Here is a 26059-nt window from a genome sequence, read left to right on the forward strand (position 1 = left end):
CAGTTTGTTATAGTATTGTTCGGGCACCTCTTTTGAGAGGTCGGAGAAAAGGCTCCCTAGTTTTAGGGAGCTATTTTTGTTTTTCCCAGAGAAAATTACACATTTGGAGGACTTATTTGATGAAGAAAATCGCATTTGATTCAACTAAATACTTGAATTTGCAACGTGACCATATTTTAGAACGAATTGCTCAGTTTGAAGGCAAGCTCTATATGGAATTTGGCGGAAAAATGCTGGAAGATTTCCACGCAGCCCGTGTTTTACCTGGCTATGAACCAGATAACAAAATCAAACTCCTCCAAGAGTTAAAAGACCAAGTAGAAATCGTCATCGCCATCAATGCAAGCAACATCGAACATTCTAAGGCACGCGGCGACCTAGGCATTTCTTACGACCAAGAAGTCTTCCGCTTGATTGACACCTTCAATGATATTGATATTTATGTTGGTTCTGTGGTCATTACCCAATACCGCAACCAACCAGCCGCAGACGCCTTCCGCAAACAGTTGGAAAAACATGGCATCAAATCCTATCTCCACTACCCAATCAAGGGCTATCCTTCTGATATTGACCACATCATCTCACCAGAAGGTATGGGCAAAAATGACTACATTGAAACTAGTCGCAATCTCGTCGTTGTCACCGCACCTGGACCTGGTTCAGGTAAATTGGCGACTTGTATCTCCCAACTTTACCACGACCAACTGCATGGCGTAACATCAGGCTATGCCAAGTTTGAAACCTTCCCAGTGTGGAACTTACCGCTCCACCATCCCGTTAACTTGGCCTATGAAGCAGCAACTGCCGACCTGGACGACCTCAACATGATCGACCCCTTCCACCTGCAAACTTACAGCAAAACTGCGGTCAACTACAACCGTGACATCGAGGTCTTCCCTGTCCTCAACCGTACCTTTGAACGTATTTTGAACAAATCACCATACGCCTCACCGACAGACATGGGCGTTAACATGGTGGGCTATTCCATCGTGGACGAAGAGGCTGCAATCGAAGCATCCAAGCAAGAAATCATCCGCCGCTACTACCAGACCTTGGTTGATTTCAAAGCAGAGCGGGTGAGCGAGCAAGCAGTTAAAAAGATTGAACTCCTCATGAATGAAGTCGGTGTGACACCAGCAGATCGTAAGGTTGTTATCGCTGCGCGCGAAAAAGCAGAGCTGACAACTAGCCCTGCCCTTGCTATTCAGTTGCCAACTGGAGAGATTGTAACAGGTAAGACATCCGACCTCCTCAAGCCAACTGCAACCGTCCTTCTCAACGCCATCAAGCAAATTGCTAAAATCGATGATGAAATACTTCTCATCGAACCAAACTACATCCGTCCAATTCAAGAATTGAAGGCAGATTATCTGGATAAGACCAATACACGTTTGGACGCCAGCGAAATCCTTAACGCCCTTGCCATCACTGCACAAGATAGCCCTCTTGCTGCATGTGCCATGAAAGAATTAGGCCAATTAAATGGTAGCGAAGCCCACTCGACTGTTATCCTATCTGATGAAGACAAGAGTGTCCTTCGTAAATTAGGCATCAATCTTACCTTTGACCCTATATACCAACACAATAAGTTTTATCAAGCTAAATAACCCAATCCTGTTCTAATCTCATTTTGAGGTTAGAACTTTTTTCGTGAATGAATGGTTGCCTGTATGTAAGAAAAAGAGGCTGGGACAAAAGTCCTGGCCTCCTTAGTTTTTTTCAATAGTTAAACTTGACGCAGTGGTTGAGTGGGCTAACGACTCATCGAACCCTGCGGGTTACCGATTTTTGTCCCACTCCCTTATTATTTTATTGAACGTCAAATACCACTGACTTCACTTTCGTCATCGCTTCGATACTATAACGGATACCTTGAACACCTGCTCCTGAACCCTTGACACCCAAGAACGGGAAGTTATCTGGACCGCGTTGGGTCTTGGCATTGATATGAACCGTACCAACTTCTAATTTAGAAGCAAAATCAAAAGCAAATGGATAGTTGCTTGTAAAGATAGAAGATTGAAGACCATACTAAGATTGGTTACACAATTCCAACATTTCATCCAATGATGAAACACGAATAATTGGAAGAACTGGTCCAAATGGTTCTTCCCAAGCAATTTCCATATCTGGTGTAACATGGTCAAGAAGGGTTGGCCAAATCAAGTTTTTCTCACGTTTGTATGGTGTCAATTCAGTTGCACCTTTAGCCTGTGCATCTCTAACCAGACCTTCAATAAATTCCGCAGACTGTTCATCAATAACTGGCGTGATGTCCTTGTTCTCAAATGGATCACCGACAGTCAATTTCTCAACTTCTGCTTTCAACTTCGCAGCCAATTCATCAGCTACAGAATCCATAACAAGAACACGCTTAATAGCCGTACAACGTTGACCTGAATAGCTGTAGGCACCACTTACAATTTCTTTTGCAGTGTGGTCCAAATCCGCATCTTCCATAACAACTGCTGCATCCTTACCACCCAATTCAAGCATGATTGGACGAATACCTGCTAATTTACCAACTTTTTGTCCAATTGGCGTTGAACCCGTAAAGTTAATGAAGTTTACTTCTGGATGTTCAATGATGTAGTCACCAATTTCTGAACCGCGACCAGTAATGGTATTAAAGACACCCGCTGGGATACCAGCATCTGCAAAAGCTTCCGCCAACAATAGACCTGAAATTGAACCCTGTGTAGGTGGTTTAAACATAACTACGTTGCCACCAATTAAAGCAGGTGCAATTTTTGATGCCGATAAGTTAACAGGGTAGTTATACGGTGCAATCGCCAATACGATACCTACCGGTTCACGACGAACCAAAGAAACCTTTGACTTAGCAGTTGGCTCGTAGGTTCCACCCTCTAATGATGAACCCTAAACACGCAAACCTTCTTCAGCAGCAAAACGAATGAGGTGGGCAGAACGATCCACTTCTCCGATGGAAACCTTGATCCCTTTCGAAACTTCTTTAGCTAAAATTTCACCGATTGCATCTTTACGTTCTTCCAAAATATTTGCGGCCTTGTGCAAATATTGAGCACGTTCAAATGCAGACAAAGCTCGCCAAGCAGGTAATGCCTTTCTAGCAGCTTCCATCGCTTTATCAACTTCTTCTTTTGACATAGCTGGAACTGTACCGAGTTTTTCTTGATTAATCGGTGAGTGAATCGCGATTGATTTTTCTGATCCAACCCAAGAACCGTTAATATAATTATTATACGCCTTCATTTTTTCCTCCTTTGAGTATAATGTGATTATTGTAACATATTGAACCTGGTTTAGCAATAATTTTTTGAAAATTTCAAATTTTCTTTCAAATTAATTTCAATCTTCAAAGTATTTTAAGCCGTATATCTCAAAAAATATATAGTACTCAATGCTGGAGCATACAAAAAAAGTTTGAAGTAGTTTATCTACTCCAAACTTTAAATTTCTTATTAATCGAAATCAACATACTCTTTTTGAAGTTCAAGAACTTCTTCTGCCGTTGCACATTCTGTCAAGGCACGGTGAGCATATTCTTCCATCTTAGCTGTATCAAGTTTCTTCATAAGGCTACGTGTACGAAGTACAGATGTTGCACTCATAGAGAACTCATCCAAACCCATACCTACAAGAAGTGGAACAGCTTGTTGATCACCAGCCATCTCACCACACATACCAGCCCATTTACCTTCTGCGTGTGCAGCCTTGATAACATTGTTGATCAAGCGAAGGATTGATGGGTTATATGGTTGGTAGAGGTATGAAACTTGTTCATTCATACGGTCTGCAGCCATTGTGTACTGGATAAGGTCGTTTGTACCGATTGAGAAGAAGTCAACTTCTTTGGCAAATTGGTCTGCAAGCATTGCTGCTGCAGGGATTTCAATCATGATACCAACTTGGATATCATCCGCAACTGCTACACCTTCAGCCAACAAGTTTGCTTTTTCTTCATCAAGGATTGCTTTTGCTGCACGGAATTCAGTCAACAAGGCAACCATTGGGAACATGATACGAAGTTTACCATGTACTGATGAACGAAGAAGGGCACGCAACTGAGTACGGAACATTTGGTTACCAGTCTCAGAGATAGAGATACGAAGGGCACGGAAACCAAGGAATGGGTTCATTTCGTGTGGAAGATCGAAGTAAGGAAGTTCCTTATCACCACCAATATCCATTGTACGAACCACAACAGGCTTGCCGTTCATACCTTCAAGAACAGCCTTGTAAGCTTCGTATTGCTCGTCTTCTGTTGGGAAGTCTTGTGAGTCCATATACAAGAACTCTGTACGGTAAAGACCAACTGCTTCTGCACCGTTATCATTTACACCTTCAACGTCTTTTGGTGTACCGATATTTGCTGCCAATTCAAAGTGTTTGCCGTCAGCTGTAACTGTTTGAGCATCTTTCAAAAGAGCCCATTCAGCTTTTTGTTTAGCATAAGCTTCACCAGCTGCTTTAAATTCTGCAATCACTTCTTCAGAAGGGTTAATCACTACGTCACCTGTGATACCGTTAACAGCCAATACATCGCCGTCTTTAACGATTTCAGTAATGTTATTTGTCCCCAAAACAGCAGCAATTTCAAGTGTACGAGCCATGATAGCTGAGTGACTTGTACGACCACCAATGTTCGTTACGAAAGCTTTTACAAACTGTTTGTTTAATTGCGCTGTATCTGAAGGTGTCAAGTCATGTGCGATAACGATTGACTCTTCGTCGATAGTTGCTGGGTTTGGCAAGCGAACACCAAGCAAGTGTGCCAATACACGTTTGGCTACGTCACGAATATCTGCGGCACGCTCTTGCATGTATGGGTTATCTTCCATACCTTCAAAGATAGCGATAAACATATCCGTAACTTCTTTCAAACCAGTCTCAGCGTTTGTTTTCTTCGCACGAATTGTTTCCTTAATCTGACCAATCATTTCTGGGTCAGCAAGAACCATCAAGTGTGCATCAAATACGGCTGCGGCCTCTTCACCTAGGCTAGCTACTGCGTTCTCACGAATAACAGAAAGCTCGTTTTGAGATGCTTCTAGAGCAGCATCCAAACGAGCTTCCTCTGCATTTGTATCTTCAACTGTAACAGTTTCGAAGGACAAATCTGGCTGAACGAGTAGATATGCCTTAGCAACAGCAACACCATCTGATGCTGCGATTCCTTTAAGCATTTCTGTCATATTCTTATGCCAATCCTTCTTTTTCCATTGTTTCAGTGATAGCTGCGATTGCGTCGTCAGCATCAGCACCTTCAGCAGAGATTGTTACGTCAGCGCCTTGACCAACACCAAGACTCATAACACCCATGATAGATTTAAGGTTAACAGACTTTTCTTTGTAGTTCAAAGTGATGTCTGAAGCAAATTTACTAGCTGTTTGCACAAGCAAAGTTGCTGGACGTGCGTGGATACCTGTTTCTGCCACAATGTGGAAGTCTTTTGAAGCCATATTTGGATTCTCCTTTATTTTTACAAAATTGCGAGTTATTTGTGATAACCCTTACAAAGGACATTATACCACTTTTTGAAATCATTTTCAAGATTTTTTTACCTTTCTTTCATGTTTCCGTCATAAAAAGAGAGGTTCATTTTACTTTTTCTTCATTAAATAGAATCTATTAGAACTTCTGAAAATTGACTAGTAGATTGATGAGCAACGTCCAAAATTTTAGCAAAATCAAGCGTAACATTTTTATTTATAAAAGCGTCCTCCAAGGCCTGAATAATTAAAACAGCCGCTTCTTTCCAGCCAATATATTCCAACATCATACAAGCCGAAAGCAAGAGGGAACATGGATTAGCCAAGTCCTTTCCTGCAATATCAGGAGCAGTTCCATGTGTCGCTTCAAAGATAGCGTGACCTGTCTGATAATTAATGTTAGCACCCGGTGAGATGCCTATTCCTCCGACCTGAGCCGCAAGAGCATCTGATGCATAATCTCCATTTAGATTTGTAAGAGCAACCACCTGGAAGTTTTCCGGCGCCAATAAAATCTGCTGCAGAAAGTTATCCGCAATAATGTCATTTACTACCAAAGTCCCCTCTGCAAGTTCTGTAGCAAATTCTTCTTTCGCCAATTCATAACCCCACTTGCGGAAGCCGCCTTCTGTAAACTTTTGAATATTTCCCTTATGAACTAAGGTCACCATCTTCAATTGATGTTCTAGGGCATATTCTATTGCAGAGCGAATGAGGCGTTTACTCCCTTCTTCCGAAATCGGTTTGATACCAATACTTGAAGATTCTGGAAAACGGATATTTACCACTCCCATTTCTTCTTGCAGAAAGGAAATGACTTTGGCAACTTCATCTGAACCAGCCTCCCATTCAATACCTGCATAAATATCTTCTGTATTTTCACGAAAAATAGTAATATCCGTCTTTTCAGGCTCTTTCAGCGGACTTGGCACTCCCTTAAAATAGCGAATCGGACGCACACAGGCATACAAATCTAATTCTTGACGAAGTGCAACATTAAGAGAACGATGACCTTTCCCAATCGGTGTCCCTAAGGGACCTTTGATTGCAACTAAATGCTCACGAATTATTTCCAGTGTCTCATTCGGCAAAGAAGTTCCTGTTAATTCATAAGCCTTTTCTCCTGCAAAAACCTCCCTCCACTGAATAGAACGTTGACCTGCATAGGCTTTTTTCACTGCAGCATCAATAACTTTTTGACTGACTGGCCAAATATCCCTGCCAATACCATCTCCTTCAATATAGGGAATAACGGGACGATCTGGGACAATTAACCATCCCTCTCTCATCAGGATTTTTTCTGCCATATTTACCTCTTTCCAATCGGGATGTAAACCAAATTCCTACCACCTAAGTAGGAAGAGCGCGGACGAATCAATTTATTATTTTTCCGTTGTTCCTGGACATGTGCAATCCACCCCGCCATACGGCTCATTGCAAAAATCAATGTAAAAATATCACTATCAATACCTAGCACATGGTAAACTGTCGCCGAATAAAAATCTACGTTTGGAATTAAACCTTTTTTGTTTTTAATAAAGCTCTCTACTTCCTCTGACAATCTATAAAACGCTTCATCGTCTGTTCCGAATGTCAAATCACGCGCCATCTCCTTCAAATACTCTTGGCGAGGATCAACCGTTTTATAGACTCGATGGCCAAATCCCATAATTTTTTCCTTCGAATCCAGCTTCTTCTGCAAATATCTCTCGGTATCACCACTCTCGCGAATAGCCAGCAACATGTCAAACACTCGTTCATTTGCACCACCATGCAATGAGCCTTTCAGAGTCCCAATTGCCGTGGTAACACAAGAATATAAATCCGTTAACGTTGATGCCGTGACACGCGCAGCAAAAGTAGACGCATTCAATTCATGATCAGCATGAAGCACCAAAGCTTTGTTAAACGCTTTGATTTGTAAATCACTCGGCTCCTCACCATTCAGCATATAAAGAAAATTCGCCGCAAAACCCAGATCAGACCGCGGTTCAATTGGAACCAATCCACGTCTCAAACGAGCAAATGTTGCAATAATCGTCGGAACCTTGGCCATAATCTGAATAGATTGCTCATACAAAGCTTCCAACGAATTCTCTTCAGCGTGTACATTATATACTCCAAGGAGAGATACTGTCGAACGCAACACGCTCATAGGATGCAAATGTCGCCGTGATTGAATCAGAATACATTGCTCTACCGCATCTGAAATCGCATATTCTTTTCGTAGGCTTTTCTCAAAATAATTTAATTCAATCTGAGTTGGCAAATGCAGGTTCCACAGAAGATAGATGACTTCCTCAAAAGAAGCGTTATTCTCCATCAATTCAGCAATGTCATACCCTGCATAGGACAAGCGGTCATTTTCAATTGCACTGATTCGCGTATCACAGGCAATCGCATCTTTTAACCCATTCGTTTCTGTCATACCTTTCCTCCTAGTTTCTTTCTTACTACCATAGGTAAAATACCTCCGTGGCGATAATAACGAATATCCGCCTCTGCATCAAACCGCACCAGTGCTTGAAACTCCTTTTTAACATTGTCTGTTTGCGCATGGACTGTTACAATTTGACCAACACCGACATCTTCTGGCAAATCAATTGTATAGCTTTCATGTCCAGTCAAGCCAAGACTTTCTGCCGACTGACCTTCTAAAAATTGTAAAGGAAGAACACCCATCATCACTAAATTTGAACGGTGAATCCGCTCAAATGACTCAGCAAGAACAGCCTTCACACCAAGTAAACTTGAACCTTTGGCTGCCCAATCACGGCTTGACCCCATCCCATAGTCTTTACCAGCAATAACAATACTACCGACACCAGCGGCCTTATATTTCATGGCTGCATCATAGATAGGAAGAATCTCATCGCCAACTCTTGTCCAACCACCAATTTTTCCATCTGCCAGCTCATTCTTTATACGAATATTTGCAAAAGTCCCACGCATCATGACTTCGTGATTTCCACGACGACTTCCATAAGAATTAAAATCCTTATAAACAATGCCATTCTCTTCGAGATAACGAGCGGCTGAACTCAATCGTGCAATATTCCCTGCCGGGGAAATATGATCTGTCGTTACGGAATCGCCAAATTTAGCCAAAACAGATAAATTTTCCAGTGGTTTTATGGATAAATCTGCCTGCATGTTGTCAAAATAGGGCGGATTTTGAATATAGGTAGAAGATGAATTCCAATTGTAATTCTTCTCTGTCTTTGTTTCAATCGCATTCCATGCTTGACTATCTGTAAAAACTTGCTGGTATTCTTGTTTAAAGAGATCGCGCGTAACGTATTGGTCAATGTATGCGTCAACTTCTTCACGACTTGGCATAATATCCGCAAGATAGACTGGCTGATCATCCTTATCATATCCCAGTGGGTCTCTTGTCAAATCAACATTCATATTTCCCGCAATAGCATAGGCAACAACTAGTGGTGGACTCGCTAAGAAATTGGCTTTCACAAGTGGGTTGATCCGTCCTTCAAAGTTACGGTTCCCAGATAATACCGCAGAAACCAATAAATCTTCTTCCTTGATCGCCTCCGCTACTTCAGGACGCAGATCACCTGAGTTACCGATACAAGTTGTACAACCATAACCAACCAAATTGAACCCTAAGGCATCCAAATAGGTCTGTAAACCTGAATTTTTCAAATAGCCTGTTACAACTTTCGAACCTGGCGCCAAGGACGTTTTGACAGTCTTCGCAACAGTCAAACCTTTTTCGACTGCATTTTTTGCTAATAAACCAGCCGTCAATAAAACATAGGGGTTCGAAGTATTGGTACATGAGGTAATCGCTGCAATCGCAACATGTCCTGTTTGAATCAGTTCATCGCCGTCTGCATATTTAACCGTGGCTGTTTTATCTAATTCTTCTTTTTCCAAACCAAATCCACGAACACCAACTTCACGTGTTACACTTGCTTGAAACTCATTTTTAGCATTAGACAATTCAATCAAATCTTGTGGTCTTTTCGGACCAGAAATGGATGGGACTACTGTCGATAAATCCAATTCTAAAACCTTGCTATAAGACGGAAAACGTTCAGCATCATAGAATAAATAATTAGCCTTAGCATAGGCTTCTGTCAACTCCACGTGCTCCTCCGAACGGTTGGTCAATCTCATATAATGTAAAGTTTCTCCATCAATCGGGAAATAGCCACAAGTCGCACCGTATTCTGGAGCCATATTGGAAACAGTTGCTCGATCTGCTAAGGTAAGAGAAGATAAACCTGGTCCAAAAAATTCGACAAACTTCCCAACTACTTTTTCCTGACGTAGAAGTTGAGTGACCTTAAGCGCCAAATCCGTTGCAGTGGCAACCTTAGGCAATTGCCCAGCTAGGCGAACACCAATCACCTCAGGAACGGGAAAATAAGATGCCTCACCCAACATTGCAGCTTCCGCCTCAATACCACCTACACCCCAACCAAGTACACCAATACCGTTAATCATGGTCGTATGACTGTCTGTACCAAACATAGAATCTGGATAAAGCAAACCATCCTTGTTGATAATAACATCGCTTAGAAATTCAATGTTTACCTGATGGATAATTCCTGTCGCTGGAGGCACAGCGCGATAATTTTCAAAGGAATTCTCTGCCCATTTCAGAAATTCATAGCGTTCATTATTTCTTTCGAACTCTAAGGCAATATTTTTCTCCAGAGCATCTTCAGTCCCAAAAAAATCAACTTGAACAGAGTGGTCGATGACTAAATCCACTGGAATTTCTGGGTTAATCAATTCAGGGTTTCCACCTGCTGTCACCACCGCATCACGCATAGAGGCTAAATCTACCACAACAGGAACACCTGTAAAATCTTGCAAAATAACACGACTAGGTTTAAAAGGGATTTCCCCTTTAGGAGATGCAGCCTGATAATGAAGTAACTCCATTATGTGATTTTTTGCAACATCCACACCATCTTCTTTTCTTAAAAGACTCTCTAATAAAATACGAATAGTATAGGGAAGTGAATGAATATCCACTTTTTCTTCCATCGAAACCGAATCCAATGCATAATATGAATATTCTTCCCCTTTATGAAACAAGCGCTTTCTATGTGTTTTTTCCATATTTTATAACCTCTTTCGACATTATTGAATAGTATAGTACAAAAGCTAATATATATTCAACACATGTATAACTATAAATGTCATATTTTGTAACATCGCGTATTTCCTTCAAAATATTATGACATTTGTAAAAAAGATGATTTATACTTTACCGAGAGATTGTTAGGGTTATCAAACTAAATAGAAACAGCTATGTAAACGCTATTTTTCGACTTGGTAGCATTGGACGGATGTACAATATATGGTGTCTTATGAAAATATCATGCACTATATTTTGTGATTTTAAATAAACTTCCTTCTTGACTTTAACCTTAAAATCTTGTATCCTAGATTGGTAACAAAATTGGGATTTTTTATTAATCCCTCATGGACAAAGGAGAAATTGAATGGTAACGATCTATTCAAAAAATGATTGTGTACAGTGTAAAATGACCAAGAAATTCTTGGATCAACATAGTGTAGATTATAAAGAAATCAATCTAGATGAACAGCCAGAATTTATCGATCACGTAAAAGGTCTCGGTTTCTCAGCTGCACCTGTTATCGAAACTGAAAATGATGTTTTCTCAGGTTTTCAACCAGGAAAACTAAAAGCCTTGGTTTAACTCCCTACTGTTTATAGAAAGAGATTGCGACTATGAGTTTAAAAGAGCTAGGCGATGTGTCCTACTTCCGTTTAAATAATGAAATCAACCGTCCTGTCAATGGACAAATTCCTCTCCACAAGGACCAAGAGGCTGTCAAGGCTTTCTTCAAGGAAAACGTCCTTCCAAATACCAAGCAATTTGATAGTATTTTAGATAAGATTGCCTATTTATTAGAAGAGAACTATCTTGAAAAAGAGTTTTTGGACCAATACAGTCCAGAATTTATCATCAAAATTGATCAATTCTTGAAAGACCAAAATTTCCGCTTCAAGTCTTTCATGGCTGCCTACAAGTTTTACAACCAGTATGCCCTCAAAACAAATGATGGCGCCTACTACTTGGAAAGTATGGAAGATCGCGTTCTCTTCAACGCCTTGTATTTTGCTGAAGGCGACGAAGAATTAGCACTAAACCTGGCCAACGAAATGATTCATCTTCGTTACCAGCCTGCAACACCGTCTTTCCTCAACGCAGGCCGTGCCCGTCGTGGTGAGTTGGTGTCTTGTTTCCTCATCCAGGTCACTGACGATATGAACTCGATCGGACGTTCTATCAACTCTGCTCTGCAATTGTCCCGTATCGGTGGTGGTGTTGGTATTTCCCTTAGCAACTTGCGTGAGGCAGGTGCTCCAATCAAGGGCTATGAGGGGGCGGCTTCTGGGGTTGTTCCTGTTATGAAACTCTTCGAAGACAGCTTCTCCTATTCTAACCAGCTTGGGCAACGCCAAGGGGCTGGTGTCGTTTATCTTGATGTTTTCCACCCAGATATTATTTCCTTCCTTTCGACTAAGAAAGAAAATGCCGATGAGAAAGTTCGCGTGAAGACCTTATCACTCGGTATCACCGTTCCTGATAAATTCTACGAACTGGCACGTAAAAACGAAGATATGTACCTCTTCAGCCCATACTCAGTTGAGTTGGAATACGGTGTCCCTTATAGCTACCTTGATATTACAGAGAAATACGACGAGTTGGTGGCAAACCCACGCATTCGTAAGACAAAAATCAAGGCACGTGACTTGGAAACAGAAATTTCCAAACTTCAACAGGAATCTGGCTATCCATACGTTATCAACATCGATACAGCTAACCGTAGCAACCCTGTTGACGGCAAGATTATCATGTCTAACCTCTGTTCAGAAATTCTTCAAGTACAAACGCCAAGCGTCATCAATGATTCTCAGGAATACTTGACCATGGGGACAGATGTGTCATGTAACCTTGGTTCAACCAACATTGTCAACTTGATGAAATCGCCTGATTTTGGACGCTCTGTCCGTACTATGACTCGTGCTTTGACCTACGTGACTGACCATTCGCACATTTCTGCGGTACCGTCTATCGAAGCTGGAAATGAACGTGCTCATTCTATCGGGCTTGGTGCAATGGGACTTCACTCATACTTGGCACAGAACTTGATTGACTACGGTTCAAAAACTGCGGTAGAATTTACCAACATCTACTTCATGCTCCTCAACTACTGGACCTTGGTAGAATCAAATAACATTGCCCGCGAACGCAAGGCTACTTTCCATAACTTTGAAAAATCAAAATACGCAGACGGTAGCTATTTCGACAAGTATGTGACGGGTGACTACCAACCACAATCTAGCCGTGTTAAAGAACTTTTTGAAGGCATTTTCATTCCAAGTGGACAAGACTGGGCTGACCTCCGTGAGAAAGTCATGGCAGATGGTCTTTACCACCAAAACCGCCTAGCTGTTGCACCAAACGGTTCTATCAGCTACATCAACGACGTTTCTGCTTCTATCCACCCGATTACCCAACGGATTGAAGAACGCCAAGAGAAGAAAATCGGTAAAATCTACTATCCAGCAGCTGGCTTGGCAACAGAAACTATTCCATTCTACAAATCTGCCTACGATATGGATATGCGGAAGGTTATCGATGTCTATGCTGCCGCAACAGAACACGTCGACCAAGGTTTGTCACTCACTCTTTTCCTTCGCAGCGAGCTCCCAAAAGAACTCTATGAATGGAAAAAAGAGAACAAACAAACTACACGTGACCTCTCTATCCTTCGTAACTACGCCTTCAACAAGGGTGTCAAGTCTATATACTACGTCCGCACCTTCACGGACGACGGCGAAGAAGTCGGAGCAAACCAATGTGAAAGTTGTGTAATCTAAGATGTGAGGGCGTCAAAAGGACACAGCAAAAATAGGAAATACCGCAGAGATGTCTTGCATCTCAAAGGGATTTATCTTTTTTGCCAAGTCCTTAGCCCGAACTCGATTTCGACGTAGCAAGATTAGCTGTTGGCAAGCCAACTAGCTAATCTTGCTACCTTACGACACTGTCGTTCATGATGTGAAGCAACTAATAAGCGATCGATTAAAATCCCTTTTAGGGGATTTTTTTACAGGCTACTATCTATTTGTGATATAATATTTGAAGTATAAGAAAAAGAAAGAGAATATGATGGAAACCTACTACAAAGCCATAAACTGGAACGCCATTGAGGATGTTATCGACAAGTCTACTTGGGAAAAGTTGACCGAGCAATTCTGGCTCGATACACGTATTCCTTTATCAAACGACTTGGATGACTGGCGTAAACTTACTGCTGAAGAAAAAGACCTGGTTGGTAAGGTCTTCGGTGGATTGACCCTCTTGGATACACTTCAATCTGAAACAGGTGTCCAAGCTCTTCGCAATGATATTCGCACACCCCATGAAGAAGCTGTTTACAACAATATTCAATTCATGGAGTCAGTCCATGCTAAGTCTTACTCTTCTATCTTCTCAACCTTGAATACCAAGTCTGAGATTGAAGACATCTTTGAATGGACCAACAGCAACGAATATTTGCAACGCAAGGCAAAGATTATCAACGAAATCTACGAAACAGGTACACCTCTTGAGAAGAAAGTTGCCAGCGTATTCCTAGAAACCTTCCTCTTCTACTCTGGTTTCTTCACGCCACTCTACTACCTTGGTAACAACAAACTGGCCAACGTTGCGGAAATCATCAAGCTGATCATCCGTGACGAGTCTGTGCACGGTACCTACATCGGTTACAAGTTCCAACTTGGTTTCAATGAATTGTCCGAGGAAGAACAAGATAAACTCCGCGACTGGATGTACGACCTTCTCTACCAACTTTACGAAAATGAAGAAGGTTACACACGCTCCCTCTATGACGCAGTTGGCTGGACTGAGGAAGTCTTGACCTTCCTCCGTTACAATGCCAACAAGGCTCTCATGAACTTGGGTCAGGATCCACTCTTCCCTGACTCAGCAGATGATGTCAACCCAATCATCATGAACGGTATTTCAACCGGTACATCTAACCACGACTTCTTCTCACAAGTTGGTAACGGCTATCTTCTCGGTGAAGTTGAAGCCATGCAGGACGATGACTATCTTTACGGTTTATAATCAAAAAAAGCAGTTCAATCCGAGCTGCTTATTTTTTATACTAAAAATACAATCATCAAATAAGAAATACCGTTGTTGAGCATATGTAACGCAATCGGATAACGAATATCACGTTTAATCAGATAGAGCCATCCTAGATTGAGTCCCATAGTGAAATAAATCAAAAATTGGGGAAGAGTTGCTGGCATATGGACCAGACTAAATAAAGACCCCGTTACAAGTAGATAGATTCCAACAGCCTTCATATCTGCCATTTTAGGGAAGAAATAGGTCGCAAAAAATCCACGGAAAATCAATTCTTCTAAAATTGGAGCAAAAACCACTACTGAGCTAAATGCAATCAAGGGATAAGCTGATACGAATTCGATCACAAGCTTTTGATTTTCACTTTCTGGGACTGGTACAATAAATTGGAAGATAAAAAATGCAATATAGAGTAATATCGGCCATTGAATCTTATGGAACCATGAAGCTGTCACACGATAGTCAACAGAATGACGTGGATAGATATACTTCCATAACAGAATAATGAGCGCAATGGAGAGAACAAGACCAATTATTGCACAAATCCAAATTGTACTGTCAATCAACTGGGCAGGTATGTCAGGAATGGTTTGTAAGGTTGGTCCTACCATCAGAAAACCCGAAGCAATTTGATAGGCAACAAAGTATAGAAATAGTAATGCGATGTGTTTGATAAATTTCAACATATTCCCTCCCTAAAAGCTCAAGTCAATAATATTATCGACTCGTACTAACTTGGTTTCAATCTCCCCATTCGCTAATTCACGAGAAATTTTAACCCATTCCTCATCAACTGCCAAAATGGTGTATTCATAAGCAATAGAAAATTCCTCATCAAAGCGGATTTTAGCCTTACTTCCGACCAATTCTTTCAATAAAACGGACATCTGATTTTCTCCTTTTGTAGTTTTCTGCAACTTTTTTACCCTAGTTTGCAACTGCTTCACTTTTTTCCTATCTGATAGAGAATTGAAAAATAGAAATCCTACTAGAATCCATAAAAATAGTTCCATCCTATCCTCCTATATCAAGCCCAGACTTTGCATCAGTAGCATCAACAAAAATCCGAGAAGATTATTCAGACTGTGTAGGATAAGTGCATTGGTATATTTGCCAGAAATACGATAGGCGAGTCCCAGGACCAGGCCCATACCTCCGTAGACAACCCAAGATCCGATATTGGTCGGATTGTGAATAAGTCCAAACAGAAAACTCGATAGCAATAATCCCACAATCGAATCCTTACCAAAGACTTTCCCCATAAGAATCCCTCTGAAAACCAGTTCCTCCAAAACTGGAGCAAAGAAAACTGTAAAGAGAAACAAAACTAAGGTTGGCAAGCCTGAATTATTGATGATTTCCTGATTGGCAGTCGTTTGACCATATCCCTCTTCCAGCATAATCAATTGCCCACCAATTATTTTCAAACCAAACATAACGATAAAGGCGAGGGCTACAAAACCAACATTCGCCCCCATCCCCCACTTCTGCTCACCTTTCCACAGACCTAATTTACCAGTCAAGATAAGACCAAGCAATACAGCAAGCAATATGAGCGCTGCGGCAATCAGTAGGTTATTCCCATCAAAATTTGGTAGGGCAAACATGGCCAACTGGGTCAATACATTCAGTGCAACGACAACCAATCCCACTAAGAGAAACTTCCAATTTTTAACCACATTCCAATCTTTGACATTTCCAAGTCTATTCATAGCAATCTCCTTCACATACACTAAGTCAGTTTTCATTACTTTCTTTTTCAATCAATAGCAGAGCAGGCAAGCCCAAAACCATCGGCAAGAGAATATTCAGGGTTGACAAATCAATCTGCCCCGTAGCCAGCCACTCTCCGAAAATATAGCCAACTGCGTACAGACCAAGGCCGATTAATAGGACAAGATAAATTTTCTTAAAGAATTTCATGAGTTGACCTCCATTTAAACTAAATAAGTTTGATTTTCTTACGGTTAACAATATAGAAACTAAGGAATCCAACCAGTGTCAGAAAGACAATTGTCATGGGAGTGACAAATTGGAAATACTCCGCTGCAGATGTTCCACTTTCTTGTGGAATTTGTAAATGCCAGAGGCCGATACTGACTAGCAGACTGTAGACAGCAATCTGTATGGTTTGAAACAGAGTTCGTTTCATCATTTTCTTCCGAGCCAATTTCACATCAGCCTTTGCAACAAACAATTTATCCAGACCCAACTGTTTGATAATGGCGTCCTGTTTGAATTGAGAATAAACCAACGTCAAGAAGAGGCTGATTCCCATGACATCTTCTCCCAGCGCAAAGCTAACTAGGAAGCTCAGCAGTGTCACTGTCATAAAGAGCATATACATATTGTTGCCGAAATTGGTCAAGGTCGCATAAGACACCTCGTCTAACTCACCAACAATATCATAGAAATAACGAATTGCTCGAATGTGTAGATTTTCCTTTTTCATAGCTATCACCTAAAACTCTTTCAAAAATCCTTATTTAAAATAACGACGAACCATGCGAACCTGCATGACATTGATGTAAATGTGAAGAAAGGCAACAACTAGAAAGGCTGTAATTTGTCGCTCCTGCAATAGCATACTGAGTACAAATAGGAATAGATACAAACCTGGTAACACGATTTGATTCAAAGTGAAGACGATTTGGAAACACATTTCGTAGTTTGCTTGTTTCTCACCTTCGTCCATCGCCTCAGCAAAGTCCTTCATTTCTTTTACCGTAGCAAAAGCAGAAAGCTTATATTCACGAATTTTCTGAGTTAATTTCATGATAAAAATCTGAGAAATGAGAAGAATGACATAGAAAACTACATCAAAAATTGACCCGTACATGATCGCGCCGTCTTCTAAGAAGGTAACACCAAATCCTAGAACCAAATTTAACAGAGTCAATGATACGGCGACATTAAATGATATGGTCGCGTATTCTAGGTTACGATACATTGTCTTATATAGTTCATCAACACGTTCTTCATCCTCATCTGAAATGGAATGATAAAGTTTATACGATTGATTAGCCTTAAGCCCAAGATATACAGTTCCAGCGAAAATTACAAATGTAACGATACGCAAACAAATTAGAAAGTTATCTAAATTGAGATAAGAAGGTGGGTTGAATTTAAAGATTAATACTCCAAAGAAACCGATAAAACCACCCAAAATTGCTGAAATCAGCATATACGCTGAATATCTCATCCATCTTTGTTTCGTTGAAATTTGTTTCCCCTGTTTCATTCTCCTACCTCCACTAATTGAAAGACATTCTCCACATTTTCATTAAAAATTTGTGCTATGCGCATGGCAATGACCACCGAGGGCGTATATTCGCCCCGCTCAATCAAGCTAATGGTCTGCCGTGATACTTCTGCTAACTTTGCTAGCTCTGTCTGATTGAGACCATCTCTGGCTCGCAATTCCTTGAGCCGATTTTTTAAGACATATTCCATGAGTTTTCCTTTCTAGGCTTGGTAGATAATCAAGCCTGTTTCTGTGTCTTCGACAGCTATATTTTCCTTGGCAAACTTGACCAATAAGAGATAGGCATAGTAGAAATCGCCTACACAAGCCGCTGCATGCATAGTCGCCAATATCAGATAAAGAGATACATCCATCCCCCAAAAAACTGCTACCATGGTCAAGCCCAAACTAATCACAACAAAGGGAGCCAGGCTAATCACTAGCATTTGCATCCTATTGTAGAGTGAACCTGGACTGGTCGCATAGGCCATGCCCGATTTCCATTTAAAACCAAACTTGACAGGATTTTCAGGACAAAAAATCTTGAAAAATAATCCATGAATAGCTTCATGTACAACTATCAAAATAGGAAATAGAACTGTTGCTATCCATAACTCTGGTAAGGTAAGCGGCAAATTTTGATCTACATTAGCCAGCAAGGAAAACGCTAACTTACCAAATAGCAGAGCAAATGGGAAGACCAGAACAATCGCAAGAATATTCAATCTCCAGACAAATTTCTTATTTTCCATGATATTAACTTCAAATAATTTCATTTTCGCTTCCATGCTTCTTCTCCTTTATTTTCCTACAAGCTAGACTAAACTATATAGTCCTAGAGCAACTCCAATCAGTAAGCCAATAATACTTGCGCCTGCAATCACAATCGCTGCCATATCAGCTGAAATGTGTCGTTTCATAAGGTTTCTCCTATCTTTCCTTAGCTTTTTTCACTATTTTTCTTTTTGTTAAATTGTAGAGCTAACACTAGTGTCGCCAACAAAGGAGGAAAGAGATAACTCATTTCCGTCAAACTAAGATCAAATCCTAGCAAGGCTAAAATTTTAAACACCAAAATATTTATCAAGAAGAGTGCAAAAAACAGTAGGACTACTTTCATTCCATTTTTAACTATCTTGTTCATTTTTCTTCTCCTTTTCTCTGCTGAGAGTAACTTCTAAAAGAAGGAGAGAACTCGTCATCATCAAGAGTGGCATTGTATCTATCTCCTGACCAAATACAAATATTTGAACGAAACTATACATCAAGTATAGTGCAACTAGAATCTGCACTCCACGAACAACAGCTGTTCCTGAGATTAAAATTCCTTTTTTATTGTTATTGTTTTTCATAACTTTCCCCACTTACTTTCGACTAATTTTTCCTTTTACTCTTTTCTGATACCTAGTTTCCTCAAGCGCTCATCTGTCACTGCGATGGTGCAAATAGCAAGAACGACATGGGTTTTATCCAACTGCTACCACTTCATAATGTCAGCCAGCAGGACAAAAACAAGATAGATGATAGCGATAAGTTGTACAAAACGTTTGATGTCAATTTGATTTACCTTTTTCATAATTGTTTCCTGCTTTCTGTTTATTTACCTGATAAATTCGTTTTCATCTCTTTATCTTGATATCATTGTAACACTTCCTTTTCTTTTTGACAACTATCTTTGTCAAAAAAACAACAATTTTTGTCAAAAAGTTTATGAAGTTTGTCAAAATGACTAGAATAACGCGCAAAAAACTCTTCTATCCATTGGATAGAAGAGTTTTTCAGTATAGATTACAAGTTTTCTGCTACGCTGTTCAAGAGGGTTGGGATAGCAGAGGCATCGCTACCACCTGCCATAGCCATATCTGGCTTACCACCACCACGACCTGCTACGATTGGAGCAAGGACTTTGATGAGGTTACCTGCATGAACATCGCTTGATTTGCTAGCTACAAGGACATTGACCTTGTCACCGATTGCAGCAACCAGCACCAAGACATCTGAGTAATCTTTTTGTTTCCAGTTGTCAGCGAAGGTACGGAGGGCACCTGCATCTGATACTTGGACTTGGCTGGCAATGTAGCGAATGCCGTTAGCATCTTTGACATCTTTGAAGACATCACCAGCAGCGGCTGCCGCTGCTTTTTCTTTCAGAGCTGCATTTTCTTTTTGCAGATCACGAACTTGCCGAGCAAGACTTTCAACCTTGTTTGGTACTTCCTTGATCTGCGGTGACTTGATGGTTGCCGCTACTTCTTTGAGGGCATCTTCTTGGTCACGATAGGCAAGGAAGGCTTCACGGCCTGTTACCGCAATGATACGGCGAGTACCTGAACCGATACCTTCTTCTTTCAAAATCTTGAAGATACCGATTTCAGCGGTGTTGCCAACGTGGGTACCACCACAGAGTTCAACAGAATAATCACCAATTGTCACCACACGGACTTCTTTACCGTATTTTTCACCGAAGAGAGCCATGGCACCCATTTCCTTAGCTGTGTCAATATCAGTTTCAACTGTCACAACTGGAATAGCATTCCAAATTTGCTCATTGACTTCTTCTTCGATACGACGAAGTTCTTCCGCAGTAACTGCCTCAAAGTGCGTAAAGTCAAAGCGGAGGAAGTCTTGCTCATTCAAGGAACCAGCCTGCGTTGCATGCTCACCGATAATATTGTGAAGAGCTGCATGGAGCAAGTGAGTTGCTGTGTGGTTCTTCTCAACACCCTTACGTCGTTTTGTTTCGATTTCAAGTGTGTAGGTTTGACCAACTGAAATGCTTGCGGACAGTTCAACTGTGTGCAATGGTTGACCATTTGGTGCTTTCTGCACATCGATGACAGTCGCAACAATGTCTCCAGCAGCATTTTTCACAAAACCATGGTCTGCAACCTGACCACCCATTTCTGCATAGAATGGTGTTTGGTCAAAGACAAGGAGGGCTTGACCTTCTGAAACTGCTTCTGTACGCGCATTATCAGCCACAATGACAGATAAGCTTGCCTCAAGAGCTGTTTGACCATAAACAAAGGTAGACTCTTCTGTGATAGCAGCCAGGGTTTCATTTTGCATACCCATTGAACCACCTTTGACAACTGAAGCACGGGCACGGTCTTGTTGCTCTTTCATAGCCGCTTCAAATCCCGCAATGTCAAGGGTCATACCACGGTGCTCAGCCAATTCTTCTGTCAATTCTACTTGGAAACCATAGGTATCATAGAGTTTGAAAATATCACGACCATCAATCTCAGACTTGCCTTCTGCCGCCAATTTGTCCATCAATTGTTCAGCAAATTGTGAACCTGTATGGATAGTACGAGCAAATGACTCTTCTTCACTCTTAACAATCTTCTCGATGAAGGCACGTTTTTCAAGTACTTCTGGATAGTAGCTTTCCATGATATTACCAACTGTCTCCACCAGTTTGTACAAGAATGGCTCTGTAATACCCAAACGTTGACCATGCATAGAAGCACGACGAAGCAAACGACGAAGGACATAACCACGGCCTTCATTTCCAGGAAGGGCACCGTCACCGATAGCAAATGACAAAGCACGGATGTGGTCTGCGATAACCTTGAAGCTCATGTTGTCGCCATCTTGGTCATAGGTCTTACCAGAAATCTTTTCAACTTCACGAATGATTGGCAAGAAGAGGTCCGTTTCAAAGTTGGTCTTAGCCTCTTGGAAAATAGCTGCCAAACGCTCCAAACCTGCGCCCGTATCGATGTTTTTATTTGGCAATTCCTTGTATTCAGAGCGCGGAACCGCTGGATCAGCATTGAATTGTGACAGAACGATATTCCAAATCTCGATGTAACGGTCATTTTCAATATCTTCTTCCAAGAGACGGATACCAATGTTTTCAGGGTCAAAGTCAGTACCACGGTCAAAGAAAATCTCCGTATCTGGACCAGAAGGACCTGCACCGATTTCCCAGAAGTTATCTTCAAGCGGAATCAAGTGGCTTGGCTCAACACCAAGAGCAATCCATCGATTGTATGAATCCACATCATCTGGATAGTAAGTCATATAGAGCTTGTCTTTTGGAAAGGCAAACCATTCTGGGCTTGTCAAGAGCTCAAAGCCCCACTCAATCGCTTCATCACGGAAATAATCACCAATAGAGAAGTTACCAAGCATTTCAAACATGGTGTGGTGGCGGGCTGTCTTACCAACGTTTTCAATATCGTTGGTACGGATGGATTTTTGGGCGTTTGTAATCCGTGGGTTATCAGGGATGACTGAGCCATCGAAATATTTTTTAAGAGTTGCCACACCAGAGTTGATCCACAAAAGAGTTGGATCATTTACTGGGACAAGATTTGCTGAAGGCTCAACAGAGTGCCCCTTTGATTTCCAGAAATCCAACCACATTTGACGAATTTGAGCAGAAGATAAATTTTTCATAAACTAAGATACCAAGAGCGTTAAGAAAGCGAGAAGAAAATAGGAGACCAACGCTGTGCGCCAGCGCACTAGGCGGTCTATCTTTTTCTCGACGCTTTTAGCTCGGGTTCAATTCAGAAAATTATCTAAATTGAACCTTTCCTTTCATAAGTGATAGTTAGGCGGATTCAATTTAACGAAACAGTTAAACTGAATGATTATTTCACGATTAATTCGATGCATCTTCCATCATTTCGACGTAGTCAATTGCGACCACCAAGGAAATGACCAAATCTGCATAGGAGTCCTCCAATACAGTAACGGAGTAATGAGAAGTTAAATGAAAGAGTTCTTTGGAGATTTCGGCTACGAGCACACCATCTGGCCTTTTCAAGCGAAAATCCAAATCCCAGATATTTCCGTCTAGGATTAAACCTAGATTTTCCACAGTATAGCGATCCTTGAAAAAAGTAAATTCCTTTTGCAAGTAGAAAGATTGACCATCTGCCATATCAATGGTAAACTGGGGCAGGAAGGTCAAAAACTTCTTAGTAATCTGACAAACTTCCCCACCTCTGGAATTGGTCACAATAAATCGTTTTGGAATTTCGAGAAAAGATCCCTCCACTTGATAAGCAAGATCCCCAAAACTATCACAAATATCAAATTTTTCACCACCAAAAGTAAAGCGTTGTTTCACTTGAAATTGCTTCATGATAACCTCCAAAAAAAATAACAAGAAACCAAACGAAGGGCGAAAAACCGCGGTACCACCTTCATTCAATGACTTGTCATTCTCATTTCATAACCTATATTCAATTGTTCCATTAAGTAGCAAGATACTTGGCTTAGATGGCTCGCAACAACCGCCAATTTTCTGAACTAAGTAATCAAGTATCTATTCTTAATAAGTAAAGCGTCAATTATTGACCTGAAGAACTAGAAGATTCTGTTGTTGAAGAAGAGCTTTCAGTCGACGAAGAGCTACTTTCCGTTGATGAAGAACTGCTTTCTTCTGTTGTCACATATTGTGAAAGAAGATTTTGGAAGGCACTGTCTTTAACCTTAACGTTTGCTTTTTGGAGCGCTTCTTTCAGCACAGTAGCAACAAACGATGAATCACTTTGCTTTTGCGCCAAAATAATTTCTTTCAACTTATCCTTGTAGTCTTCCCATTTGGCAGATTTTTCTGACTTCGCTTCCAGTTTTACAACATAGTAGCTAGTAGTATAAGTTTTTAAGTCAACTGCAGAAACAATTGAAGTTCCTACTTGACTTGCATCCAAGGCAAAGACCGCTTTTTGAACTTCTGTAGGAACAGTTGTTGAAGTTGAATCGAATTTAACTTCGCCTCCATTGTCTTTTGTAGCAGTATCCGTAGAATTGTCTTTTGCCAATTGAGCAAAATCTGCACCTTCAGCTTGTGCTGCAGCTAAAACTTCTTTTGCTTTTGCTTCGTCTGTCAATTTAATGATACGTGCAGTCACTTCTGGTGTATAAGCGTCATAAGCCGCCTTGTAGTTCTCATCGGTCAATTCCTTCTCAGCAGCCTGTTTTACAGCATACTCAACTAATTTATTAGTACGGATTTGTTCTTTGTAAGTTTCTTGAGTCAAGCCAGCTGAAGAAAGAGCTGTTGCAAATGAATCACCATATTGCTCTGCCATTTTGTTATAAGCCTCGTCGACTTCTTTCGCAGTCACTTTGTCACCATACTGCTCTTCAAATACATTACTAATAATCATTGACAATAGAACTTGTTGAGCTTGAGAGTTTGTTTTTACCTTCTCATAAAACTCAGACACAGTAATCGTGTTGCCTTTCATCGTAATGATATCTTTATCAGCTGCATTGGAACAAGCAGCGAGTGTTACCGCAGCAAAGAGTGTTACTGCTCCCGCGAGAATTTTTTTAGTTTGCTTCATTTAAAGACTCTCTCCTTTTTTTCGTTAACCCTTTCATTATAACACAAAAGCTTAAAAACTTCTTAAATTTCTGTATGTTTTAAGTCAACATTTTCCCTATTTTTTCTCAACATAAGGAGACCGTCACTCATGGAAACAAGACTAGCAGTCACATCTGGATTATCCAAAGTCGCATCGAATAAACGTTGCAATCCTTTGTAAATAGTGCGCTGCCCTCTTCTGACATCCTTGATGTCCTTGGCAACATCTCCTCCTTGGAAGATGTCATCCAAAATGATTAAACCGCCTACTTTGACCTTTTTCAAGACTTCTGGTAAAAATACAATATATTTTGATTTAGCAGAATCCATGAAAACAAAATCATATGTGTTATCTGGTAAAGTCGGAAGAATATCCATGGCTTCCCCTTCCAGCAATTCAATCTGCTGGCGCTGATCATATTTGGCAAAGTTTTCCTTTGCAAAGCCAATCATTTCTTCATTTCGATCAATCGTTGTAATCTTCGAATGCGGGCTATTATCAGCCATCAGTAACGCAGAGAAGCCAATAGCAGTTCCAATTTCTAAAATACGTTTAGGTTGGAGTGTCTGCATTAGTAAGCGGAAATAGGCTACCGTTTCATGAGGGATGACTGGAATATTTTCTTGACGAGCAAACTCTTCCAGTTCTTTCAAAAAACCTGTATTTTGCGCCTGACGTGTTCGCATAAAATCCACAATTTCTTCCTTGACAACTGGACGGCGCATATTGTGATTTGCGTTTTTACTATATGATTCGACCATAGAATCCATTATATCATAAGCCGACAAGATTTTCTTCCTCAACACACTAAAAGGTAGGTTTCCCCACCTTTTCTTTACATATTTTTGGCGTAATCAATTCGATACCCTAAATTTCCAGCTAGTTCTTGAAGTCGAACAAAAGTCGCTTGCTTACTGAAAAAGAGATAGTAACTATCCGTGTCCATATCCACTGCCCCTAGACAAAAGTTTTCATCAAGATATTTGCTATCAACGACTCTTGCCCATTCTGAAATAGAGGCAGCTGGATTTAATCCATCTGAATCCAATTTGAGAGAAATCCCTGCATTGCGGACTTGATGAAGACGGTCAAAAAAGTAGATAAAATCTTCAAGATTATCCTTATAATCACGCACACAAATATAATTAAAATGCTCTAGTAATTTTATCAAGATTAACCAAAGATTTTCCTTTTCAGACTCCCCAACACGGTCCAAGAAATCATCGAATGAATCTGGTTCTAGGATGCGTTCGATAGAGTCTAGAATCTGATTCGGATCACTAGCAAAAACCACATCTCTAAGTTGGAGAAATAGCTCCCTGTCACCATTTGACATGAGGTCCGCCAGTTCAAAAATGTCCTGTAGCTGTTCTTCCGTTAACATAATACCTCCATTATGAATTTGAAAAATCCCATCTTATATGCGGTGCTACTTGCTCTAAAAAATGGTAAATATCATTAAAATCTGCACCATCAAGCTTATTCAAATTGACGACTGCAAGTAGTGCTCCCTTATTTCCTACGATTCGCAAACGTTTCGACTGATAGCCACGATAGACAGGAGAAACGATGTATCGAATCTCCGCAATCTCTTCTAACGAATGGCGCTGATAGTCTCCTCCTGCTCTGCTTTGATATTCTAAATACTCCTCATTCAAGACAAAGACAGCTCCCTGTTTGCGCAAGAAATAAGCATATAATGCTGACGGAATATTCAGCAATAAATAACACAATCCTGAAACCACTGCTGGTTCCGGCTTTGTCATTAAGCCAATTCCAATCAAGACCAAACCAATACTGACTGCAACTGGTACCACAATCGAACGTTTATAGGAAATCAT

Annotated in this window: 25 protein-coding genes and 1 pseudogene; 4 read left to right on the forward strand and 22 right to left on the reverse strand. The window is 40.8% G+C overall.

Annotated elements, in window-relative coordinates:
• The first annotated feature begins 119 nt into the window (after positions 1-119).
• The gene (locus tag ODU41_RS06515; protein ID WP_141596944.1) at positions 120-1607 is read left to right on the forward strand and encodes a DUF1846 domain-containing protein; all 1488 of its coding nucleotides are present in this window, start codon (positions 120-122) and stop codon (positions 1605-1607) included.
• 202 nt (positions 1608-1809) lie between these two features.
• Here the strand turns inward: ODU41_RS06515 and ODU41_RS06520 are convergent.
• The 6 genes and pseudogenes from ODU41_RS06520 to acnA form a co-directional block, all read right to left on the reverse strand.
• A pseudogene (locus ODU41_RS06520) lies at positions 1810-3234 on the reverse strand (NADP-dependent glyceraldehyde-3-phosphate dehydrogenase).
• Positions 3235-3443: 209 nt separating this feature from the next.
• A complete protein-coding gene (gene ptsP / locus ODU41_RS06525) occupies positions 3444-5177 on the reverse strand; it encodes a phosphoenolpyruvate--protein phosphotransferase (protein ID WP_014637790.1) in 1734 nt (577 codons plus the stop codon).
• Positions 5178-5181: 4 nt separating this feature from the next.
• A complete protein-coding gene (locus tag ODU41_RS06530) occupies positions 5182-5445 on the reverse strand; it encodes a phosphocarrier protein HPr (protein ID WP_002936050.1) in 264 nt (87 codons plus the stop codon).
• A 155-nt stretch (positions 5446-5600) separates the two neighbouring features.
• The gene (gene icd, locus ODU41_RS06535; RefSeq protein WP_398578799.1) at positions 5601-6782 is read right to left on the reverse strand and encodes an NADP-dependent isocitrate dehydrogenase; all 1182 of its coding nucleotides are present in this window, start codon (positions 6780-6782) and stop codon (positions 5601-5603) included.
• A gap of 2 nt (positions 6783-6784) precedes the next feature.
• The gene (locus ODU41_RS06540) at positions 6785-7903 is read right to left on the reverse strand and encodes a citrate synthase (protein ID WP_004299076.1); all 1119 of its coding nucleotides are present in this window, start codon (positions 7901-7903) and stop codon (positions 6785-6787) included.
• Positions 7900-10569 (reverse strand): aconitate hydratase AcnA, encoded by a 2670-nt coding sequence (acnA, locus tag ODU41_RS06545; RefSeq protein WP_398578800.1) that lies wholly within the window; start codon positions 10567-10569, stop codon positions 7900-7902. The genes ODU41_RS06540 and acnA overlap by 4 nt, the downstream gene beginning before the upstream one ends.
• A 386-nt stretch (positions 10570-10955) precedes the next feature.
• On the opposite strand from acnA, the gene nrdH reads away from it, so the two are divergent.
• The 3 genes from nrdH to nrdF all read left to right on the forward strand — a co-directional run bounded on the left by nrdH (position 10956) and on the right by nrdF (position 14618).
• Positions 10956-11174: a glutaredoxin-like protein NrdH gene (nrdH, locus tag ODU41_RS06550; protein WP_004299071.1), complete on the forward strand. Its 219-nt coding sequence runs from the start codon at positions 10956-10958 to the stop codon at positions 11172-11174.
• Positions 11175-11206: 32 nt separating this feature from the next.
• Complete coding sequence (nrdE, locus tag ODU41_RS06555; RefSeq protein ID WP_172069570.1) at positions 11207-13366, forward strand: class 1b ribonucleoside-diphosphate reductase subunit alpha; 2160 nt, start codon at positions 11207-11209, stop codon at positions 13364-13366.
• Positions 13367-13658: 292 nt separating this feature from the next.
• Positions 13659-14618: a class 1b ribonucleoside-diphosphate reductase subunit beta gene (nrdF, locus tag ODU41_RS06560; protein ID WP_004299066.1), complete on the forward strand. Its 960-nt coding sequence runs from the start codon at positions 13659-13661 to the stop codon at positions 14616-14618.
• 35 nt (positions 14619-14653) lie between these two features.
• Here nrdF and ODU41_RS06565 read toward each other — a convergent pair whose 3' ends face one another.
• From ODU41_RS06565 to ODU41_RS06640, 16 genes are all read right to left on the reverse strand, one after another.
• Positions 14654-15328, reverse strand: coding sequence for a lysostaphin resistance A-like protein (locus ODU41_RS06565; protein ID WP_398578801.1), 675 nt, complete (start codon positions 15326-15328; stop codon positions 14654-14656).
• A gap of 9 nt (positions 15329-15337) precedes the next feature.
• Positions 15338-15655, reverse strand: coding sequence for a hypothetical protein (locus ODU41_RS06570; protein WP_024395885.1), 318 nt, complete (start codon positions 15653-15655; stop codon positions 15338-15340).
• A gap of 9 nt (positions 15656-15664) precedes the next feature.
• On the reverse strand, positions 15665-16354 hold the full coding sequence (locus ODU41_RS06575) for a lysostaphin resistance A-like protein (protein ID WP_398578802.1): 690 nt from the start codon (positions 16352-16354) through the stop codon (positions 15665-15667).
• 25 nt (positions 16355-16379) lie between these two features.
• Positions 16380-16565, reverse strand: a complete 186-nt coding sequence (locus tag ODU41_RS06580) for a hypothetical protein (protein WP_024386874.1) — start codon at positions 16563-16565, stop codon at positions 16380-16382.
• Between the two features lie 19 nt (positions 16566-16584).
• Positions 16585-17094, reverse strand: coding sequence for a DUF3278 domain-containing protein (locus ODU41_RS06585; RefSeq protein WP_105183944.1), 510 nt, complete (start codon positions 17092-17094; stop codon positions 16585-16587).
• Between the two features lie 30 nt (positions 17095-17124).
• On the reverse strand, positions 17125-17883 hold the full coding sequence (locus ODU41_RS06590; RefSeq protein ID WP_024410970.1) for a DUF3169 family protein: 759 nt from the start codon (positions 17881-17883) through the stop codon (positions 17125-17127).
• Positions 17880-18095 (reverse strand): helix-turn-helix transcriptional regulator, encoded by a 216-nt coding sequence (locus ODU41_RS06595; protein WP_014637779.1) that lies wholly within the window; start codon positions 18093-18095, stop codon positions 17880-17882. Before ODU41_RS06595 ends, ODU41_RS06590 begins: the two co-directional genes overlap by 4 nt.
• A gap of 12 nt (positions 18096-18107) precedes the next feature.
• A complete protein-coding gene (locus ODU41_RS06600) occupies positions 18108-18674 on the reverse strand; it encodes a DUF3267 domain-containing protein (RefSeq protein WP_105183945.1) in 567 nt (188 codons plus the stop codon).
• A gap of 152 nt (positions 18675-18826) precedes the next feature.
• Entirely contained in the window at positions 18827-19030 is a 204-nt protein-coding gene (locus ODU41_RS06605) for a hypothetical protein (RefSeq protein WP_044763776.1), read from the reverse strand.
• On the reverse strand, positions 19014-19238 hold the full coding sequence (locus tag ODU41_RS06610; RefSeq protein ID WP_044763774.1) for a hypothetical protein: 225 nt from the start codon (positions 19236-19238) through the stop codon (positions 19014-19016). Before ODU41_RS06610 ends, ODU41_RS06605 begins: the two co-directional genes overlap by 17 nt.
• Positions 19239-19674: 436 nt before the next feature.
• The gene (gene alaS / locus ODU41_RS06615) at positions 19675-22293 is read right to left on the reverse strand and encodes an alanine--tRNA ligase (protein ID WP_398578803.1); all 2619 of its coding nucleotides are present in this window, start codon (positions 22291-22293) and stop codon (positions 19675-19677) included.
• Between the two features lie 208 nt (positions 22294-22501).
• A complete protein-coding gene (locus ODU41_RS06620) occupies positions 22502-22987 on the reverse strand; it encodes an LURP-one-related/scramblase family protein (RefSeq protein WP_074391826.1) in 486 nt (161 codons plus the stop codon).
• Positions 22988-23195: 208 nt separating this feature from the next.
• Positions 23196-24197: a peptidylprolyl isomerase PrsA gene (gene prsA, locus ODU41_RS06625; RefSeq protein WP_398578804.1), complete on the reverse strand. Its 1002-nt coding sequence runs from the start codon at positions 24195-24197 to the stop codon at positions 23196-23198.
• A gap of 62 nt (positions 24198-24259) precedes the next feature.
• Positions 24260-24979, reverse strand: coding sequence for an O-methyltransferase (locus tag ODU41_RS06630; protein WP_043034995.1), 720 nt, complete (start codon positions 24977-24979; stop codon positions 24260-24262).
• A gap of 74 nt (positions 24980-25053) precedes the next feature.
• On the reverse strand, positions 25054-25602 hold the full coding sequence (locus ODU41_RS06635) for a DUF6630 family protein (protein WP_029176930.1): 549 nt from the start codon (positions 25600-25602) through the stop codon (positions 25054-25056).
• Positions 25603-25612: 10 nt separating this feature from the next.
• On the reverse strand, positions 25613-26059 hold the full coding sequence (locus tag ODU41_RS06640) for a membrane protein (RefSeq protein ID WP_044761306.1): 447 nt from the start codon (positions 26057-26059) through the stop codon (positions 25613-25615).

Source organism: Streptococcus sp. 2022WUSS083, assembly GCF_044427155.1.
Classification (GTDB): Bacteria; Bacillota; Bacilli; order Lactobacillales; family Streptococcaceae; genus Streptococcus; species Streptococcus hashimotonensis.

Excerpts from the sequence above, each read along its gene's own strand:
- ODU41_RS06515 (WP_141596944.1), top strand. The coding sequence starts at position 120 with ATGAAGAAAATCGCATTTGATTCAACTAAATACTTGAATTTGCAACGT.
- ptsP (WP_014637790.1), bottom strand. The coding sequence starts at position 5,177 with ATGACAGAAATGCTTAAAGGAATCGCAGCATCAGATGGTGTTGCTGTT.
- ODU41_RS06530 (WP_002936050.1), bottom strand. The coding sequence starts at position 5,445 with ATGGCTTCAAAAGACTTCCACATTGTGGCAGAAACAGGTATCCACGCA.
- icd (WP_398578799.1), bottom strand. The coding sequence starts at position 6,782 with ATGGCAGAAAAAATCCTGATGAGAGAGGGATGGTTAATTGTCCCAGAT.
- ODU41_RS06540 (WP_004299076.1), bottom strand. The coding sequence starts at position 7,903 with ATGACAGAAACGAATGGGTTAAAAGATGCGATTGCCTGTGATACGCGA.
- acnA (WP_398578800.1), bottom strand. The coding sequence starts at position 10,569 with ATGGAAAAAACACATAGAAAGCGCTTGTTTCATAAAGGGGAAGAATAT.
- nrdH (WP_004299071.1), top strand. The coding sequence starts at position 10,956 with ATGGTAACGATCTATTCAAAAAATGATTGTGTACAGTGTAAAATGACC.
- nrdE (WP_172069570.1), top strand. The coding sequence starts at position 11,207 with ATGAGTTTAAAAGAGCTAGGCGATGTGTCCTACTTCCGTTTAAATAAT.
- nrdF (WP_004299066.1), top strand. The coding sequence starts at position 13,659 with ATGGAAACCTACTACAAAGCCATAAACTGGAACGCCATTGAGGATGTT.
- ODU41_RS06565 (WP_398578801.1), bottom strand. The coding sequence starts at position 15,328 with ATGTTGAAATTTATCAAACACATCGCATTACTATTTCTATACTTTGTT.
- ODU41_RS06570 (WP_024395885.1), bottom strand. The coding sequence starts at position 15,655 with ATGGAACTATTTTTATGGATTCTAGTAGGATTTCTATTTTTCAATTCT.
- ODU41_RS06575 (WP_398578802.1), bottom strand. The coding sequence starts at position 16,354 with ATGAATAGACTTGGAAATGTCAAAGATTGGAATGTGGTTAAAAATTGG.
- ODU41_RS06580 (WP_024386874.1), bottom strand. The coding sequence starts at position 16,565 with ATGAAATTCTTTAAGAAAATTTATCTTGTCCTATTAATCGGCCTTGGT.
- ODU41_RS06585 (WP_105183944.1), bottom strand. The coding sequence starts at position 17,094 with ATGAAAAAGGAAAATCTACACATTCGAGCAATTCGTTATTTCTATGAT.
- ODU41_RS06590 (WP_024410970.1), bottom strand. The coding sequence starts at position 17,883 with ATGAAACAGGGGAAACAAATTTCAACGAAACAAAGATGGATGAGATAT.
- ODU41_RS06595 (WP_014637779.1), bottom strand. The coding sequence starts at position 18,095 with ATGGAATATGTCTTAAAAAATCGGCTCAAGGAATTGCGAGCCAGAGAT.
- ODU41_RS06600 (WP_105183945.1), bottom strand. The coding sequence starts at position 18,674 with ATGGAAGCGAAAATGAAATTATTTGAAGTTAATATCATGGAAAATAAG.
- ODU41_RS06605 (WP_044763776.1), bottom strand. The coding sequence starts at position 19,030 with ATGAACAAGATAGTTAAAAATGGAATGAAAGTAGTCCTACTGTTTTTT.
- ODU41_RS06610 (WP_044763774.1), bottom strand. The coding sequence starts at position 19,238 with ATGAAAAACAATAACAATAAAAAAGGAATTTTAATCTCAGGAACAGCT.
- alaS (WP_398578803.1), bottom strand. The coding sequence starts at position 22,293 with ATGAAAAATTTATCTTCTGCTCAAATTCGTCAAATGTGGTTGGATTTC.
- ODU41_RS06620 (WP_074391826.1), bottom strand. The coding sequence starts at position 22,987 with ATGAAGCAATTTCAAGTGAAACAACGCTTTACTTTTGGTGGTGAAAAA.
- prsA (WP_398578804.1), bottom strand. The coding sequence starts at position 24,197 with ATGAAGCAAACTAAAAAAATTCTCGCGGGAGCAGTAACACTCTTTGCT.
- ODU41_RS06630 (WP_043034995.1), bottom strand. The coding sequence starts at position 24,979 with ATGGTCGAATCATATAGTAAAAACGCAAATCACAATATGCGCCGTCCA.
- ODU41_RS06635 (WP_029176930.1), bottom strand. The coding sequence starts at position 25,602 with ATGTTAACGGAAGAACAGCTACAGGACATTTTTGAACTGGCGGACCTC.
- ODU41_RS06640 (WP_044761306.1), bottom strand. The coding sequence starts at position 26,059 with ATGATTTCCTATAAACGTTCGATTGTGGTACCAGTTGCAGTCAGTATT.